Genomic DNA, 15,880 nt, shown 5'->3' on the forward strand with positions numbered 1-15,880 from the left:
GTGATACAAGTATGAGAGTATCAGTTGTTATTCCAGCGCACAATGAAGCGAGTACTTTATCACAAGTTTTAGTAGAAGTGGAGAAGCTCAAGCCTTACGAAATTATTGTAGTAGATAATGGCTCGACAGATGGAACGAAAGACATAGCGTTACAACATCATTGTCACGTGATTTATTATAAACATTCTCTTGGCAATGATGTTGGACGGGCTATTGGAGCTAGAGAAGCAAAAGGTGAAATTGTTTTGTTTTTAGATGGTGATATTGTTATTGATAGTAAAGAGTTACAACGTTTCGTGAAAGGAATTCGACAAGGGCATCAAATTGTTGTGAATAATTTAACATGGTCGGTTTATTTAAAGATGAGACCACATTATACGACAGTTGGAAAGTTCATGTTGAATCGTTATTTGAATAAAAAGGAGCTTGTTGTTGGATCTTTAATTGCAATTCCACATGCGATGAGCAGGGAAGTTATCGAGAAACTTGGGTGGTGGAATTTAGCAGATCCAGCACTATTTCAAGCGATAGCGATGTCTAGAGGAGTAGATATTGTTGATACGGCTTCGGTCGATGTAATTCACACAAATAAGGTTCGTCCTGTGCATACAGGAACATCACCTGGTTCTCCTTATCCGAAAGCGACTAGCCGTATTATGGGTGATCATTTACGTGCTTTGCAATATGTAATCGAAACATATGGTAAACGCGGCGGTTTTTCGGAGGGAAACAGGGATAGGGAGTTTATAGGGAACTATAAACCAGTTGTATTAAAGAAGGAAAAAGCGAAATATAGTGCGATTATACCAGTGTCAGAAGAAAAAATGACGATAAGATTTGTTATACAAGAAGTAAAAAAAGCAGGGGTAGATGAAATTATTGTTGTCGCGAATGGAGCAGATTTTGAGACTGTTAAACAGGCAAAGCTAGAGAATGTTATTGTTGTTGAATTCGGGGAGGCGCTTGGACATAATGTAGCACGAGCGATAGGTGCCATGCATGCTACGGCAGATATTTGTTTATTCGTTGATGGTGATTTTGTTATTCCAGCAAAAAAGCTCACTCCATTTTTGCAAGCTGTTGAAGATGGAAGTGACGTGGTTTTAAATGATTTACAATGCTTATTAGATATGTTTCATCCTGCAGATCCAATTAGTATGGGGAAATATTTTGTGAATTTAGTAGCGAAAAGACCGGATTTATGGAATAACTCATTAACGGCAGTACCACATGCTATGCATAAAAGGGTAATAGAGAAAATAGGATATGACTCGCTTGTTATTCCGCCATTAGCTCAAATGAAAGCTATTTTGGAGGTTTTTTCTATTACAGCAGTAGAATTTGTAGATGTTATAAAAACCAATCGGGTACGCCCGGAGCAACATGGATTTGTAAATGGACGTATTCCGGCATTTGACCGTATTTTCGGTGATCAACTTGAGGCGATTGCTTATCTATTACAATATACAGACGAACGTGGGAGTTTTACAGATGGAGATCGCGATAGAGACACTATTCAACAATTGAGAAAGGAAGAAAAGAATACAGATGAATGCTAGTAGTAAAGTAGCTATTATTGGATTAGGGTATGTTGGTCTTCCTTTGGCAGTCCATTTTGCAGAAAGAGGACATACCGTACTTGGATTAGATAAAGATACTAGAAAAATAGAATCGATTATAAAAGGAGAAAGTTATATTCCAGATGTTTCTTCTAAAGTGTTGCAAAGTTTATTGACTAAAAATAAATTAATAGTAAATACACCAGATAAAGGTATTACTGATTTCCAAAGTAGTGATTATGTTATTGTTACTGTTCCAACTCCAATTAATGAACGAAGAGAACCAGATTTAAGTGCCCTCATTTCAGCTTCGCATTATATACAACAAAATCTCCAAAAAGGACAAACCTTCATTTTTGAAAGTTCCACATATCCAGGCACACTTGAGGAAGTTATTATTCCTATTATTTCTCAAGCTGGCCAAAAGGTAGGAGAAGATTTCTATATCGGATATTCCCCTGAGAGAATTGATCCAGCAAATAGTCAATATTCAGTTCAATCTATTCCAAAAGTTATTAGTGGACAAACAGAAAAGTGTAAACAAAAAGTACAGGATTTATATAGTACCATTTTTGACGTAGTTGTACCTGTTAGTTCGCCGAAAGTAGCAGAGATGTGTAAGCTATTTGAAAATATTCAGCGCTTAGTTAACATCTCTTTAGTAAATGAGTTAAACACATTATGTGAAAGTTTAGGGATTGATTTTTATGAGGCCATTGAAGCGGCATCTACAAAACCTTTTGGATTTACTCCGTATTGGCCAGGACCAGGGATAGGGGGGCACTGTATTCCCGTAGACCCCTTATATTTTCAATGGAGAATAAAAAAGAATGGGGCAATTAGTCAATTAATTGAGGCGGCACATGTAATTAATGAAGAAATGCCAGAGAAAATAGTCCGGAAAGTAAAGGGTATGGTGCAATCACCCGGACTAGTTTTAATTGTAGGAATCGCATATAAGAAAGATGTAAATGATTTGAGAGAATCACCGGCTTTGCCAATTATTCAATTACTAATAAAAGAAGGATACGAGATAAAATACCATGATTCATATATTTCTTCCGCGGAAATTGGAGATAAGGTGTATCAATCTGTTGCTTTGGATGAACAAACAGTTAAAGAGGCAGGTTGTATTTTAATTTTAACTGACCACTCTAATATCGATTGGAAGCTTTTTAAAGGAATGAACCGAGTAATAGATACAAGGGGAATTATAAAGAAGGTGAGTGTATGAGTAAGAAATGTTTAATTACAGGTGGGGCCGGATTTATTGGATCTCATTTAGCTGAAGAGTTGGTGAGAAGGGGTTATAAAGTCACAATTGTGGATAACTTCTATAAAGGGAAAAATAAGTATCATAATGAGCTAATGAGAGAGATTCGAGTTATTCCAATAAGTGTTTTAGATAAAAATTCTATTTATGAATTAGTAAATCAACATGATGTAGTGTTTCATTTAGCAGCAATTTTAGGTGTTAAAACGACAATGGAAAAAAGTATAGAGCTCATTGAAACGAATTTTGACGGAACGAGAAATATTTTACAAGCAGCATTAAAAGGAAAGAAGAAAGTAGTTTTTGCATCTACTTCAGAAGTGTATGGTAAAGGCAAACCGCCTTTCTCTGAAGAAGGAGATCGATTGTATGGGGCAACTTCTAAAATTCGTTGGAGTTATGCAGTTTGTAAAACGTTAGAAGAAACATTATGTTTAGGATACGCATTAGAAGGCTTACCTGTAACGATTGTTCGTTATTTTAATATTTATGGTCCAAGAGCGAAAGATGGTCCATATGCAGGGGTAATCCCGCGATTTATCCGTGCAGCTTTGCAAGGAGAAGACATTCTCGTATATGGAGATGGAAAGCAGACACGTTGCTTTACGTATGTGAGTGATGCGGTAGAAGCAACAATTCGGGCAATGGATGAGAAGGTAAATGGTGAGATTATTAATATAGGTTCTGAGAACGAACAGAGTATAAAAGAAGTAGCAGAAACAATTAAAAAACTAACGAAATCTTCTTCGAAAATTGTACAAGTTCCTTTTGAGGAAGTATATCCACATGGCTTTGAAGAAATTCCGAATAGAAGGCCGAACGTAAAGAAGTTAAGAGAACTTGTTCAATTTCAAGCGACAGTAACGTGGGAACAAGGATTGAAAGAAACTATTAAATGGTTTCGTGAAGAAAACAATGGCTAAGTCGCTATCAGTTATTATTCCTGCAAGTAATGAAGTAGATACGATTTCAGACGTTATTCAATCGGTCAAACCGTTAAATCCAGTAGAGATTATTGTCATAGCAAATGGTTGTAATGATGGTACAGAAGAGGTTGCTAATCGGTTAGGTTGTAAAGTAATCAGGTATACAGAACTATTAGGAAACGATGTTGGGCGTGCAGTTGGCGCAAAACATGCGATAGGTGATGTATTACTATTTATAGATGGGGACTTTGCTATTCCAACTTCCAAATTACAATTGTTTCTTAATCCAATTTTACATGATCAGACTGACATCGTTTTAAATAATTTGGACGCATTGTTTTTAAAGAAACAAAAACCCCATTCCGTTACAGTGTGGCGTCAAATATTAAATGCAATGTTAGAGCGTGAAGAATTAAAGATAGATTCTTTATTATCTGTACCTCATGCGTTGACGAAAGAAGTCGTCCAAAGTATTGGATATGAATGTTTAGTTAATCCTATTGTAGCTCATTTACGTATAGCACAAAGTAAATGGAGAATTAACCGTCATTGTGCTATTGATGTTATTACGCCGAATAAATTTCGACCGATTGAACATGCTGCATATGGAACGAACCTTTCTCAATCTGAAAGACGAATGATAGGTGATCATATAGAAGCAGTTGCAGAACGAATAGTAAGCAGTGATATACGCGGGGGATATTATGATGGAAATAGGAAAAGGGATAGCGTCTATCATACTTTAAATTTCGAAGATTTTTATCAAGGATGGGGCGTTACATCCAATTTGTATAGAGAAAAGCAACTATCGGTTGTTATTCCTGTACAAAATGAAGAGAAAACAATTGGAAAGGTTATAGAAGAGCTTCGTAAAATTGAACCTTTTGAAATCATCGTTGTCGTAAATGGTTCGTCAGATAAAACAGCAACGATTGCAAAAGACAAAGGCGCAACAACCATTGTATATAAAGAAGCCCTTGGAAACGATGTAGGGCGTTCACTTGGAACTTATTTTGCAAAAGGAGAAATTGTGTTATTTATAGATGGTGATTTTGTTATTCCAGCTAGTGAACTATATCCTTTTGCAAAAGCTATTGCAGATGGAAAGGACGTCGCATTAAATGATTTAAATCATTATTTAGATTTAAGAGTACCACTTCATCTTGTAACTGCATTTAAGTATGCACTAAATTTAGCTTGTGATAGAAAGGATTTAGGGGTAGGCTCACTTATTGCGGTACCTAATGCATTTAGCCACAAGTGTTTGAAAGCAATTGGATACAAATCTTTATTGTCACCTTGTGTAGCACAGGTGAAGGCTCTTCTTTCTGGATTTGAAATTGCATGTGTATGTCGTGTTGAGGTTGATAAGATGAACCGTATTCGTCCCAGTGAACATTTTGCAAAAATAGGTCATCCTCCAGCTGTACTTCGAATTATAGGTGATCATATAGAAGGACTAGAGCAAATAATTGCATCAACAGACAATCGTGGCGGATTCTATGATGGCAATAGAAAAAGAGATGTTTTATAGAAGTAACAAAAAAAGTGTACAACATGTGTACACTTTTTTGTTCTGTTATAAAAACTATAACAGATTAGGAGATAAGAGTATTACAGCTCTACAATGGGTATTGTTCTTATATTACAAAATAGGACTCGTATATAAGGATACCAAAAAAATACAATTAAGGAAAGGGTTAATTTTAAAGACTTTTAAATGAAGTTAACACTATATATATAGTAGTTTGCTCAACATTTCACAAACATGTCACAACTATTTCGTTCACTTTCGTAAAAAAGTAGTATTCTAAGTGTGTAAGCTGTTATATAAAAAATCTTAGTCCTGTACTAATCAAAAATGGAGGAGATTAGGATGACTCAAGTATTAGAAAATGTTAAAAACGCATGGGAAAACTTTAAAGGTGAAAAATGGAAAGCAGAGATTGATGTTCGCGATTTCATTTTAAATAATGTAAACGTTTTCGAAGGAGACGAATCTTTCTTAGCAGAAGCAACTGAAGCAACGAAACAACTTTGGGATCAAGTAATGGATTTAACAACAAAAGAACGTGAAAACGGTGGCGTTCTTGATATGGATACAAAAATTGTTTCTTCTATTACATCACATGACCCAGGATACTTAAATAAAGATATTGAAAAAGTAGTCGGTTTCCAAACTGATAAACCATTTAAACGTTCTTTACAACCATATGGTGGTATTCGTATGGCAGAACAAGCTTGTGAATCTTATGGATACGAAATGGACAAAGAACTTAGTCGTATTTTTAGAGATTGGAGAAAGACTCATAACCAAGGTGTATTTGATGCTTATACACCAGAAATGAGAAATGCACGTAAATCAGGTGTTATTACTGGTCTTCCAGATGCATACGGTCGTGGACGCATTATCGGTGACTATCGACGCGTAGCATTATATGGTATTGATCATTTAATTGAAGCGAAAAAAGCTGATTTGAATTTAACTGGTGGTGTAATGAGCGAAGATACAATGCGTTTACGCGAAGAGTTATCTGAGCAAATGCGTGCACTTCAAGAACTAAAACAAATGGCTGCTTCTCATGGTTTCGATATTTCTAAACCAGCAACAAATGCACAAGAAGCATTCCAGTGGTTATACTTCGCATATCTTGCAGCGATTAAAGAGCAAAACGGAGCTGCAATGAGTCTTGGACGTACTTCTACATTCTTAGATATTTACATTGAAAGAGATTTAGCAAATGGTACTTTAACAGAAGAAGAAGTACAAGAAATTGTAGATCACTTCATTATGAAATTACGTCTTGTGAAATTCGCAAGAACACCTGATTATAATGAATTATTCTCTGGTGACCCAACTTGGGTAACTGAATCTATCGGTGGTATGGCATTAGATGGTCGTCCATTAGTAACAAAGAACTCATTCCGTTTCTTGCATACATTAGATAATTTAGGACCAGCTCCAGAACCGAATTTAACAGTTCTTTGGTCTAAACAATTACCAGAGAACTTTAAAAACTACTGTGCGAAAATGTCCATCAAAACATCAGCAATTCAATATGAAAATGATGACATTATGCGTGCTGATTACGGCGATGATTACGGAATTGCTTGTTGTGTATCTGCAATGAGAATCGGTAAGCAAATGCAGTTCTTCGGAGCTCGTGCAAACTTAGCGAAAGCATTATTATATGCAATTAACGGTGGTAAAGATGAAAAATCAAAAGCACAAGTTGGTCCTGAGTACGCACCAATTACTTCTGAAGTACTAAATTACGAAGAAGTTATGCATAAGTTTGATATGACAATGGAATGGTTAGCGGGTCTATATTTAAACACATTAAATGTTATCCATTATATGCATGATAAATATAGTTATGAACGTATTGAAATGGCACTTCATGATACAAATGTTCTTCGTACAATGGCAACAGGTATCGCGGGTCTATCTGTAGTAGCAGACTCATTAAGTGCAATTAAATACGCACAAGTAAAACCAATCCGTGATGAAAATGGTATTGCAGTCGACTTCGAAATTGAAGGGGACTTCCCTAAATACGGTAACAATGATGATCGTGTAGATGAGATCGCTGTAAATCTCGTGAAAACATTTATGAATAAACTGCGTAAACATAAAACATATCGTAATTCCGTTCATACAATGTCAATTTTAACTATTACATCTAACGTTGTATACGGTAAGAAAACTGGTAACACTCCAGATGGACGCCGTACTGGAGAACCATTTGCACCAGGTGCAAATCCAATGCATGGACGTGATACAAAAGGTGCATTAGCTTCATTATTATCTGTAGCTAAATTACCATATGAAGATGCACAAGATGGTATTTCTAATACATTCTCTATTATTCCAAAAGCACTTGGTAAAGAAGATGATGTACAAGTACGTAACTTAGTATCTATGCTTGATGGCTATGCAGTAAAAGAAGGCCATCACTTAAATATTAACGTATTTAATCGTGAAACATTAATGGATGCAATGGAACATCCTGAGAAATATCCACAATTAACAATTCGCGTATCTGGTTACGCTGTAAACTTTATTAAATTAACTCGTGAACAACAAATTGATGTAATTAACCGTACAATGCATGAAAGCATGTAAATGAAAAAAGTGTCCCTTCGCTTTTAATACATAGCGAAGGGAGACTGTTTCAATAAAGGAGGAAGTAACATGGTAAAAGGAAGAATACATTCTGTAGAGTCTTGTGGTACTGTTGATGGCCCAGGGATTCGTTATGTCATATTTACACAAGGGTGTTTATTACGTTGTCAATATTGTCATAATGCTGATACGTGGGAAATCGGTAAAGGTAAAGAAATAACAGTTGAAGAAGTGATGCAGGATGTGACATGTTACCTTCCATTTATTGAAGCCTCCGGAGGCGGTATAACAGTTAGCGGTGGAGAGCCATTATTACAGCTAGACTTTTTAATTGAGTTGTTTAAAAAGTGTAAAGAGGCTGGTATCCATACAACAATCGACTCTTCTGGTGGGTGTTATTCTGAGGAACCAGAATTCCAAAATAAGCTAGATATTTTAATGGATTATACAGATTTAGTTTTATTGGATTTGAAACATATCGATTCCAAAAAGCATCGTAAATTAACAGGGAAACCAAATGAACATATTTTACAATTTGCTCGTTATTTATCGGATAAGAATAAAGCGATTTGGGTACGACACGTATTAGTTCCTGGTGTTACGGATAATGAAGAGGATCTACAAAAACTATCTAGCTTTATTCAAAGTCTGTCTAATGTTCAAAAAGTTGAAGTGTTACCATATCATAAGCTTGGTGTATATAAATGGGAGGCGCTTGGACACAAGTACCCACTCGCAAATGTAGAACCACCTACTGAGAAAAATGTAGAACATGCTAAACATATTTTACAAGCGGTCTAATCCAAATATTGGATTAGGCTTTTTGCTTTCTTTACAATAAAATCTAGAGTATATATTGATAAAAGAGTATACTGAAAGTAGAATATCCATAATTTTGTACGGACTAAGTGGATAAATTTACATAATTGTAAAGGGAAATCAAAATAGTAAAAAGAATTAAGAAGTAAAAGAGTGAGTATCATGGAATAGAGAAGATTTGTAAGTTATTGCGAAAGCTCTTATAGGAAAGTATAATGTAAAGATATGAGCACAGATAGGATTAAGGGGTCAATCTTATATGCTTTGCATATCCACGACAGGTACATAGCTGAAAAGGGAATTATTAGAATCTGTTTATGTAATTTTTAAGGAAAATGTTTTTCCTATTGTCGTATATGCAATATGGAGAAACAAAAAGCTAGGAGTGGATTTGTTTGATAAAAAACCCCAAGGTTTTAATATTAACTGCACATTACGGTAATGGTCATGTGCAAGTAGCAAAAACATTAGAACAAACATTTCGCCAAAAAGGAATTGAAGATGTTATTGTATGCGACTTGTTTGGAGAATCACATCCATTTATAACTGACATTACAAAATATCTATATTTAAAAAGTTATACAATAGGAAAAGAATTATATCGTTTGTTTTATTACGGGGTAGAAAAAATTTATGATAAGAAAATAGCATCTTGGTATGCGAACTTTGGAAGAAAACGTTTGAAAACACTGTTACAGGTGGAGAAACCTGATATTGTAATTAATACATTTCCAATTATTGCTGTACCAGAATTGAAAAAACAAACGGGGATTTCAATTCCTGTCTATAACGTATTAACGGATTTTTGCGTGCACAAAATATGGATTCATCGAGAAGTAGATCGTTATTTTGTTGCAACGGATCACGTGAAAGAATTGATGGTTGATATCGGTGTACCTGCGGAACAAATTGTTGAAACAGGAATTCCAATTCGGAGTAGTTTTGAGTTAAAGGTAAATTCAGACATCATATATAATAAATATCAGTTATGTAAGAATAAAAAGATTTTACTAATTGTAGCAGGTGCTCATGGGGTATTAGGAAATGTAAAAGAACTATGCCAATCATTTATGTCAGTGCCTAATTTACAAGTAGTTGTCGTTTGTGGAAAAAATGAAGCTTTAAAACATGATTTATTAAGTTTACAGAAGCAAAATTCCGATGCATTAAAAGTGTTTGGGTATGTTGAAAATATTGATGAATTATTCCGAGTTACTTCTTGTATGATTACGAAGCCAGGCGGAATAACATTAAGTGAAGCAGCAGCGTTGCAAGTACCTGTCATTTTATATAAGCCTGTTCCAGGACAAGAAAATGAAAATGCGATGTACTTTGAAAAAAAAGGAGCAGCAGTTGTCATTCGCGATGATAGTGAGGTTTTCGCAAAAACAGAGGCATTATTACAAGATGATGTGAAGCTTCTTCAAATGAAAGAAGCAATGAAAAGCATCTATCTTCCAGAGCCAGCTGGTCATATTGTAGATGCAATTTTGGCAGAAAATCATGCAGAACCGCGTCATATACCTATTAAATCACCTGCTCTTGCACAATCTTTTACTTAATATGAAACCCTCTTTGTATATGTAAAGAGGGTTCTTTATTATTTTTAAAGAAAATTTAGCCAGTTATCCACAAAGTAATTGCGCTTTCATTAAACAGTAAAGTCGGAATATTAACAACTATATCCACATTGTCCACAATTTTTAGAAAAATATCCACAATTAAAACAGCTGATATATGCTTTAATATAGAAAAATATTAAGTGTTTTTGAAAATTACTAACAATTGCATCAGTTTTGTGGATAAAGTTGTCCACAGCAAAAAGGCCCCTTATGCATAAGCATAAGGGGTCTTTTTGCTTACTTCTATCAGTCGAGAAAATTATGTAATGAAAATGAATAATTAGGGGGGAAACTTCTAATTATTCATTTTCACTTTAAATGCTTTTCGAGCGATATCCTGCTGCACGATCTGCTTTTTGAAATTCGCGTTGATAGAGAACTTCTTGTGTACTAGATAATGTGTTTTTTGCTTTATCACGTTTCTTTTTATCCATTACAAATCACCTCGTGTCTTAAAGTTACTATTTATCGTTTCCAAAGACATGAGGGGATATACGCATATGGAAAATGTTAATGATTGATTATCATTTCAGAAAATTTAGATTATGCTTCTTTTAATTGATGAGCATCTTGGAAGGTTGTATCTCGCATTGTAGCAAGTGTGTATTGATCTTTTGGAATTTCATATAAGTTATATACTTCTTCGTTTGCGTTAATTTCATCATATACGGCTTTTCTTGTTTCGTTTGCTAGATTCACATATTGCAGTTTTTCTGCAGCTTTAATAGAACGAATATTTATTTTACGAATACGCATGAAAATTGTTTCAATATCTAATTCGTAGAAAAGTTCACTAAAAAATGAATCTTTTGCCAATTTATTATAGCCTTTTCCATGATATGGTTTGCCAAGCCATGTCCCGAGAAATCCAGCTTTTTCTTGCACATCAAATAAAGTAATTGTTCCGATAGGGTTACCCCATTCATCTAAAATTGTGCGTGAAATTAATTCACCACGCTCTTCAGCTTCAATCGTTTGTTTCGTTAAGAATAAATATTCTTCATAAGAATAAGCCTTTTGACGCACAAAAGGGAAGACAGCTGGATCCACCATTAACTCGTATAGAACGTGGCTGTCGTGTAAGTCGCGTTTTTTCAACATACTAACTCCTCCTCACACGAGGGTAGCATGACGAAAAAACACCCCACCCTCGAAATTTTTATATCAATCTTTAAAAAATTTCGGGGTGGGAATCGAACCCACTAGAACCAGTTTCTAACGCTGGTGGCGCACCATTTGCCTTCCCCATTCATCAATTTGAAAATGATAATCACGACACAAATTGATTATGGTTTCATTCAGTTTATAATCGTATAATACTTTATCTAGTCAAAAAAATAAACTAGTTTTTTTTATTTTTTTTGTAAATTATTTTTCCATCAATCATAGTTAGTACAGGCTTGGCTAAATAATGGAAAGGATGATGAGTCCATAACACGAGATCGGCGTCTTTTCCAACCTCGATGCTTCCAATTCTATCCTCTAACCGCAAATTTCGCGCTGGGAATATGGTGATTCCTTCTAGTGCTGTTTTCTCGTCTAACCCTTCTCTTACTGCGACAGCAGCACAAATATTTAAATACTGAATGGGTGTATAAGGATGGTCTGTTGTTATAGAAACTTCCACACCATTTTTGGATAATATATGGTAAGTATCCCATGTCTTGTTTTTTAGTTCGATTTTAGAACGGCGTGTCAGAGTGGGACCAACTGAAACTTTCAAATTGTGTTTCGAAAGCTCTTCAACAAGAAAGTGTCCTTCTGTACAATGTTCAATACGTAGATCGAGGTTGAATTCCGTTGCAAAGCGTAGCGCAGAACTAATATCATCTGCTCGATGGGCGTGGATACGTACGGGTATTTCACGACGTAATGCTTTTAAAATAGGAAGCATTCGAAAATCAGCTTCGTGCCCGTAGTGTTGTGCTTCATAGAATGATTCCCGAAGTAACCCCATAATCCCCATACGTGTTATGGATTCTTTTGTTCCATTACTATGGACTTTTTTAGGGTTTTCTCCAAAGGCAATCTTTAAACCAGCAGGTTCTTGAATAATCATATGATCAATACAAGTTCCAGCTGTTTTTATTACACAAGTAGTACCCCCGATAATATTTTGACTGCCAGGCATAACGTGAACGGTTGTAATTCCATTTTGTACAGCGTCTTGAAAGGCGATATCGAGAGGATGGATTCCATCTAAAGAACGAATATGTGGTGTTGAAACTTCAGATGTTTCATTGGCATCATTTCCAGCCCAACCAGTACCTTCATCATAGAGACCAAGGTGAGTATGGACATCAATAAAGCCAGGTAAGAGATGGAGTGCTCGTGCATCTATAACGGTCATATCTTGAGTAGGTTGAATAAAAGGTTTGACCTCGGTAATTCGCTCTCCTGTAACGAGTACATCACCTTGAAACTTTGGAGATGTAATAGGGTATACAATGGCTTGTTTGAGCAATATTTTCATAGGTACCTCATTTCTGTTACTTTATAATGCTAATGGAAGTTAAGGGAAAGTAACTGAAAGGTTATTTGTATGGTAATGCTTCGGATCCTAGAAAATGAAAGTTTTAAAAGGGCCCATGTAAAATTGTGTTTTAGAAGTACTACATTGTATGCGAAAGTATATTTTGTAATGCATGGTCTATTGCCGGAAATGTGTATTGGTATCCATGTTTAATTGCTTTACTAGGTAATACATGTTGCCCTTCTAGTACAAGTATGCTCATCTCACCTAATAAGGGGTGAAGCATAAATGAAGGGACAGGCAGCCAATGTGGTTTTCTCGTTGCAGCAGCGATGGTCTTTCCAAATTCCTTCATTCTTATAGGTGTTGGTGCTGTCATATTAAGAGGACCATCAATTTCTTTTTTGTGTATGATGAAATCCATCATACGAACGACATCGTCTATATGAATCCATGATAACCATTGTTTCCCAGAACCAATGGTGCCGCCGATATAGAATTGATAGGGAAGTAACATTTTTGGCAAGGCTCCGCCATCTGCACCTAATACAACGCCAAATCTTGTGTAAATTGTTCTTATTCCGAGAGAACATGCTTTAGCTGCTTCTTGTTCCCATAAAAATACTGTTTCTGCTAAAAAGTCATTTCCAGGCGTTTCTTGTTGCTCAGTAAAAGACTCTACTTCAGATGTTCCGTAGTATCCAATAGCACTTGCATTAATAAATGTATGTGGTTTTTTATGGAGTGCCTGCAATTGTTTAATGAGTCCTTTTGTTGTTTGAATTCTACTGTTTAAAATGGCTTTCTTTTGTTTCTTTGTCCATCTACTATTAATAGACTCTCCGGCTAGATTAATAACTACATCAATAGAAGAGAGGGGGAAGGTTTGTAAATCTGGTGTCCATTGAACATACTGAAGTTTAGGGTCGGAAGTTTCAGTAGTTTTTTTTCGTGTGAGGATGTAAACAGTATATCCTTTTTGAACAAAAAAAGTAGAAAGATATTTACCGATAAAGCCTGTACCACCAGAAATTGCGATTTTCACAAATATTTCCTCCTCATTATATATATTCTTGAAAAGAAAAAATGTTCCTCGACTATGTTAAAATAATAGAGAGGTGAGAGTATGGCTGTCATTACAAAAATAGAAGTACAAAAACGATCGAAAGAACGATTTAATATTTATATTGATAAAGGCCAAGGTGAAGAGTACGGGTTTAGTGTGGATCAAGTAATCTTAATGAAACATGGATTACAAAAAGGCTTAGAAATTGATGAAATAGAGTTAGGAAATATTTTGTACAATGAAGAGGTACAAAAAGCATATTTACAAGCAATCTCCTATTTATCCTATCAAATGAGAACAAAACAAGAAATAGAAGATTTTTTACGAAAAAAAGAAGTGGGACAGGCCATCATCTCTGAAGTCGTTTCGAAATTATTACATGACCGATATATTAATGATAAAGAGTACGCTGTTTTATATACGCGAACGCAAAGTAATGTGAATCGAAAAGGTCCAACTGTTATTAAAAGAGAGTTGTTAAATAAAGGTGTTCAAGATTTACTTATTATGCACAGTTTACAAGAATATCCGAAGGAAAAGCAAATTGAGAATGCCTTGTTTCTCATAGAAAAGAAGAAAAAATCTTATCAAAAGCATTCTTTTTTACAAATGAAGCTAAAGTTAGATGAGATGCTTGTTCGAAAAGGATATTCTAGAGAAGTAATTCAAATTTGTTTGGAAGAATTGAAAGACGAAAGAGATGACGAAAAGCAACAAGAAGCGTTACACTATCATGGGAATAAATATTATGAGAAATATAAGAAGCATGATGGATGGACATTTGAAAACAAGATGAAGCAAGCGTTATATAGAAAAGGATTCTCTATTGATGAAATTGAGATATTTTTGCAAATGAAACGCGAAGAGGAATGAGGAGAATAAGATGAATATGCCAAAACGCTACAGTGAAATGACACCGCATGAGCTAAGGGAAGAAATTGGCGCTTTGAAGGAGCAAGCAGTAAAAGCTGAGCAGCTTGGGATTGTCAATGAATTTGATGTATTAATGAGAAAAATGGCAATGGCTCGTGCTTATATGACGGATATAAACAAGTTCCGTATTGGTGAAATATATGAATTAGTAGAAGAACCTGGTGTATTATTTAAAATTACGTATTTCAATGGGGTATTTGCTTGGGGATATAAGCAAAATGATAATGAAGAGATTGGCATACCAATTTCCTTATTGCAAGAAAAATAAAAACCAGAGAGCACATATCTCTCTGGTTTTCATCTTTGGTAGGCGTTAAAGGAGATAGGAGATTCTAAAATTGGCGTTTTTTACATTCATTTGCCAATATAATGAGAGACTGGGTTTGTTGCGTCTGTCCGTTAACTTGCGCTTTCGCATGTTTTGGACGAGTCCACGTATGGTTAAATAATTCAGAACGACTATCTAAGCGATCACGGTAGCTCATCTTTATCACCTCGTGTAGGAAGTTAATTTAATTTGTACTACTCTTCCTGCTGATTTGCAGCACGCATACGTTCTTGTGGGTGCGTGTTAATTGTGCCGTTAGGTCGCTTTGAAGCGAAGCGTGATTTCGCTTTCGGCTGACCGTCGATTTTGCTGTTGTTTTTTGACTCAGACCAAAATTCGGCTTGTTTACCCATTGCGAACGCCCTCCTCCTCATCAGTTGATACCTCTTTAAGAAGTATCACTTATAGAATGTGCAAAACAGAAGAAACTATCCTTTAGAAATGAAGGGATAAATAGGTAAAAGGAGATTAGAACATGAATGATATTTATGAAGCATTAACGAAAGAATTATTAGACAAGAATGACAAGCTTTCTTACGGACAAGCTCGTGCATGGGTTGAATTACTTTGGGAAGATTTTCAAACAACTTATGCAAAATCAGGGCGTTATCAAGGTGAGGAAATGACTGAGCAAGTGGTACGATCATGGATTAATAATCATGGTGTACGCCTTCATGAAATGCGTACAAACAATCCGAAGTATAGTCATTTAATTAATCAAGAAGATCATTTGAAACATTAAAAAAAGCGACTTG

The 15,880-nt window shown here is 35.4% G+C and carries 17 protein-coding genes; 11 read left to right on the forward strand and 6 right to left on the reverse strand.

The window, feature by feature from the left end; genetic code table 11:
• The first annotated feature begins 11 nt into the window (after window positions 1-11).
• From BUA87_RS27545 to BUA87_RS27580, 8 genes are all read left to right on the forward strand, one after another.
• Window positions 12-1,559 carry a glycosyltransferase family 2 protein gene (locus BUA87_RS27545; RefSeq protein WP_025118422.1) on the forward strand — a complete coding sequence of 516 codons (1,548 nt, stop codon included), beginning with the start codon at window positions 12-14 and terminating at the stop codon, window positions 1,557-1,559.
• Entirely contained in the window at window positions 1,549-2,793 is a 1,245-nt protein-coding gene (locus BUA87_RS27550) for a nucleotide sugar dehydrogenase (RefSeq protein WP_000994262.1), read from the forward strand. The genes BUA87_RS27545 and BUA87_RS27550 overlap by 11 nt, the downstream gene beginning before the upstream one ends.
• Window positions 2,790-3,755 carry an NAD-dependent epimerase/dehydratase family protein gene (locus BUA87_RS27555; RefSeq protein WP_000037053.1) on the forward strand — a complete coding sequence of 322 codons (966 nt, stop codon included), beginning with the start codon at window positions 2,790-2,792 and terminating at the stop codon, window positions 3,753-3,755. The genes BUA87_RS27550 and BUA87_RS27555 overlap by 4 nt, the downstream gene beginning before the upstream one ends.
• Window positions 3,748-5,292, forward strand: coding sequence for a glycosyltransferase family 2 protein (locus BUA87_RS27560; RefSeq protein ID WP_001130009.1), 1,545 nt, complete (start codon window positions 3,748-3,750; stop codon window positions 5,290-5,292). Before BUA87_RS27555 ends, BUA87_RS27560 begins: the two co-directional genes overlap by 8 nt.
• The gene (locus tag BUA87_RS27565) at window positions 5,261-5,482 is read left to right on the forward strand and encodes a hypothetical protein (protein WP_002094217.1); all 222 of its coding nucleotides are present in this window, start codon (window positions 5,261-5,263) and stop codon (window positions 5,480-5,482) included. The genes BUA87_RS27560 and BUA87_RS27565 overlap by 32 nt, the downstream gene beginning before the upstream one ends.
• A gap of 152 nt (window positions 5,483-5,634) precedes the next feature.
• The gene (gene pflB / locus BUA87_RS27570) at window positions 5,635-7,884 is read left to right on the forward strand and encodes a formate C-acetyltransferase (protein ID WP_000195468.1); all 2,250 of its coding nucleotides are present in this window, start codon (window positions 5,635-5,637) and stop codon (window positions 7,882-7,884) included.
• Between the two features lie 69 nt (window positions 7,885-7,953).
• The gene (gene pflA / locus BUA87_RS27575) at window positions 7,954-8,685 is read left to right on the forward strand and encodes a pyruvate formate-lyase-activating protein (RefSeq protein ID WP_000238463.1); all 732 of its coding nucleotides are present in this window, start codon (window positions 7,954-7,956) and stop codon (window positions 8,683-8,685) included.
• 413 nt (window positions 8,686-9,098) lie between these two features.
• On the forward strand, window positions 9,099-10,265 hold the full coding sequence (locus tag BUA87_RS27580) for a diglucosyl diacylglycerol synthase (protein WP_000594694.1): 1,167 nt from the start codon (window positions 9,099-9,101) through the stop codon (window positions 10,263-10,265).
• Between the two features lie 374 nt (window positions 10,266-10,639).
• Here the strand turns inward: BUA87_RS27580 and BUA87_RS27585 are convergent, their stop codons facing one another.
• The 4 genes from BUA87_RS27585 to BUA87_RS27600 all read right to left on the reverse strand — a co-directional run bounded on the left by BUA87_RS27585 (window position 10,640) and on the right by BUA87_RS27600 (window position 13,843).
• On the reverse strand, window positions 10,640-10,759 hold the full coding sequence (locus BUA87_RS27585; protein WP_000358482.1) for a YfhE family protein: 120 nt from the start codon (window positions 10,757-10,759) through the stop codon (window positions 10,640-10,642).
• A 109-nt stretch (window positions 10,760-10,868) separates the two neighbouring features.
• A complete protein-coding gene (locus BUA87_RS27590) occupies window positions 10,869-11,426 on the reverse strand; it encodes a GNAT family N-acetyltransferase (protein ID WP_000914737.1) in 558 nt (185 codons plus the stop codon).
• Between the two features lie 241 nt (window positions 11,427-11,667).
• On the reverse strand, window positions 11,668-12,798 hold the full coding sequence (locus BUA87_RS27595) for an amidohydrolase (protein ID WP_000698297.1): 1,131 nt from the start codon (window positions 12,796-12,798) through the stop codon (window positions 11,668-11,670).
• 139 nt (window positions 12,799-12,937) lie between these two features.
• Window positions 12,938-13,843, reverse strand: a complete 906-nt coding sequence (locus BUA87_RS27600; protein WP_072941443.1) for a TIGR01777 family oxidoreductase — start codon at window positions 13,841-13,843, stop codon at window positions 12,938-12,940.
• A gap of 81 nt (window positions 13,844-13,924) precedes the next feature.
• Here BUA87_RS27600 and recX point away from each other — a divergent pair, with 81 nt between their 5' ends.
• Window positions 13,925-14,737 (forward strand): recombination regulator RecX, encoded by an 813-nt coding sequence (gene recX / locus BUA87_RS27605; protein WP_000268513.1) that lies wholly within the window; start codon window positions 13,925-13,927, stop codon window positions 14,735-14,737.
• 10 nt (window positions 14,738-14,747) lie between these two features.
• Window positions 14,748-15,065: a YfhH family protein gene (locus BUA87_RS27610; protein WP_001057023.1), complete on the forward strand. Its 318-nt coding sequence runs from the start codon at window positions 14,748-14,750 to the stop codon at window positions 15,063-15,065.
• A 64-nt stretch (window positions 15,066-15,129) separates the two neighbouring features.
• Here the strand turns inward: BUA87_RS27610 and BUA87_RS27615 are convergent, their stop codons facing one another.
• Together BUA87_RS27615 and BUA87_RS27620 are read right to left on the reverse strand one after the other, a co-directional pair.
• Window positions 15,130-15,282, reverse strand: a complete 153-nt coding sequence (locus tag BUA87_RS27615; protein ID WP_000122093.1) for a YpzG family protein — start codon at window positions 15,280-15,282, stop codon at window positions 15,130-15,132.
• A gap of 37 nt (window positions 15,283-15,319) precedes the next feature.
• Window positions 15,320-15,478, reverse strand: coding sequence for a small, acid-soluble spore protein K (locus BUA87_RS27620; protein ID WP_000517891.1), 159 nt, complete (start codon window positions 15,476-15,478; stop codon window positions 15,320-15,322).
• A 122-nt stretch (window positions 15,479-15,600) separates the two neighbouring features.
• Here BUA87_RS27620 and BUA87_RS27625 point away from each other — a divergent pair, with 122 nt between their 5' ends.
• Window positions 15,601-15,867: a YfhJ family protein gene (locus tag BUA87_RS27625; protein WP_000998159.1), complete on the forward strand. Its 267-nt coding sequence runs from the start codon at window positions 15,601-15,603 to the stop codon at window positions 15,865-15,867.
• Window positions 15,868-15,880: the final 13 nt, after the last annotated feature.

This window comes from Bacillus sp. bc15, from assembly GCF_900142585.1.
GTDB lineage: Bacteria > Bacillota > Bacilli > Bacillales > Bacillaceae_G > Bacillus_A > Bacillus_A cereus.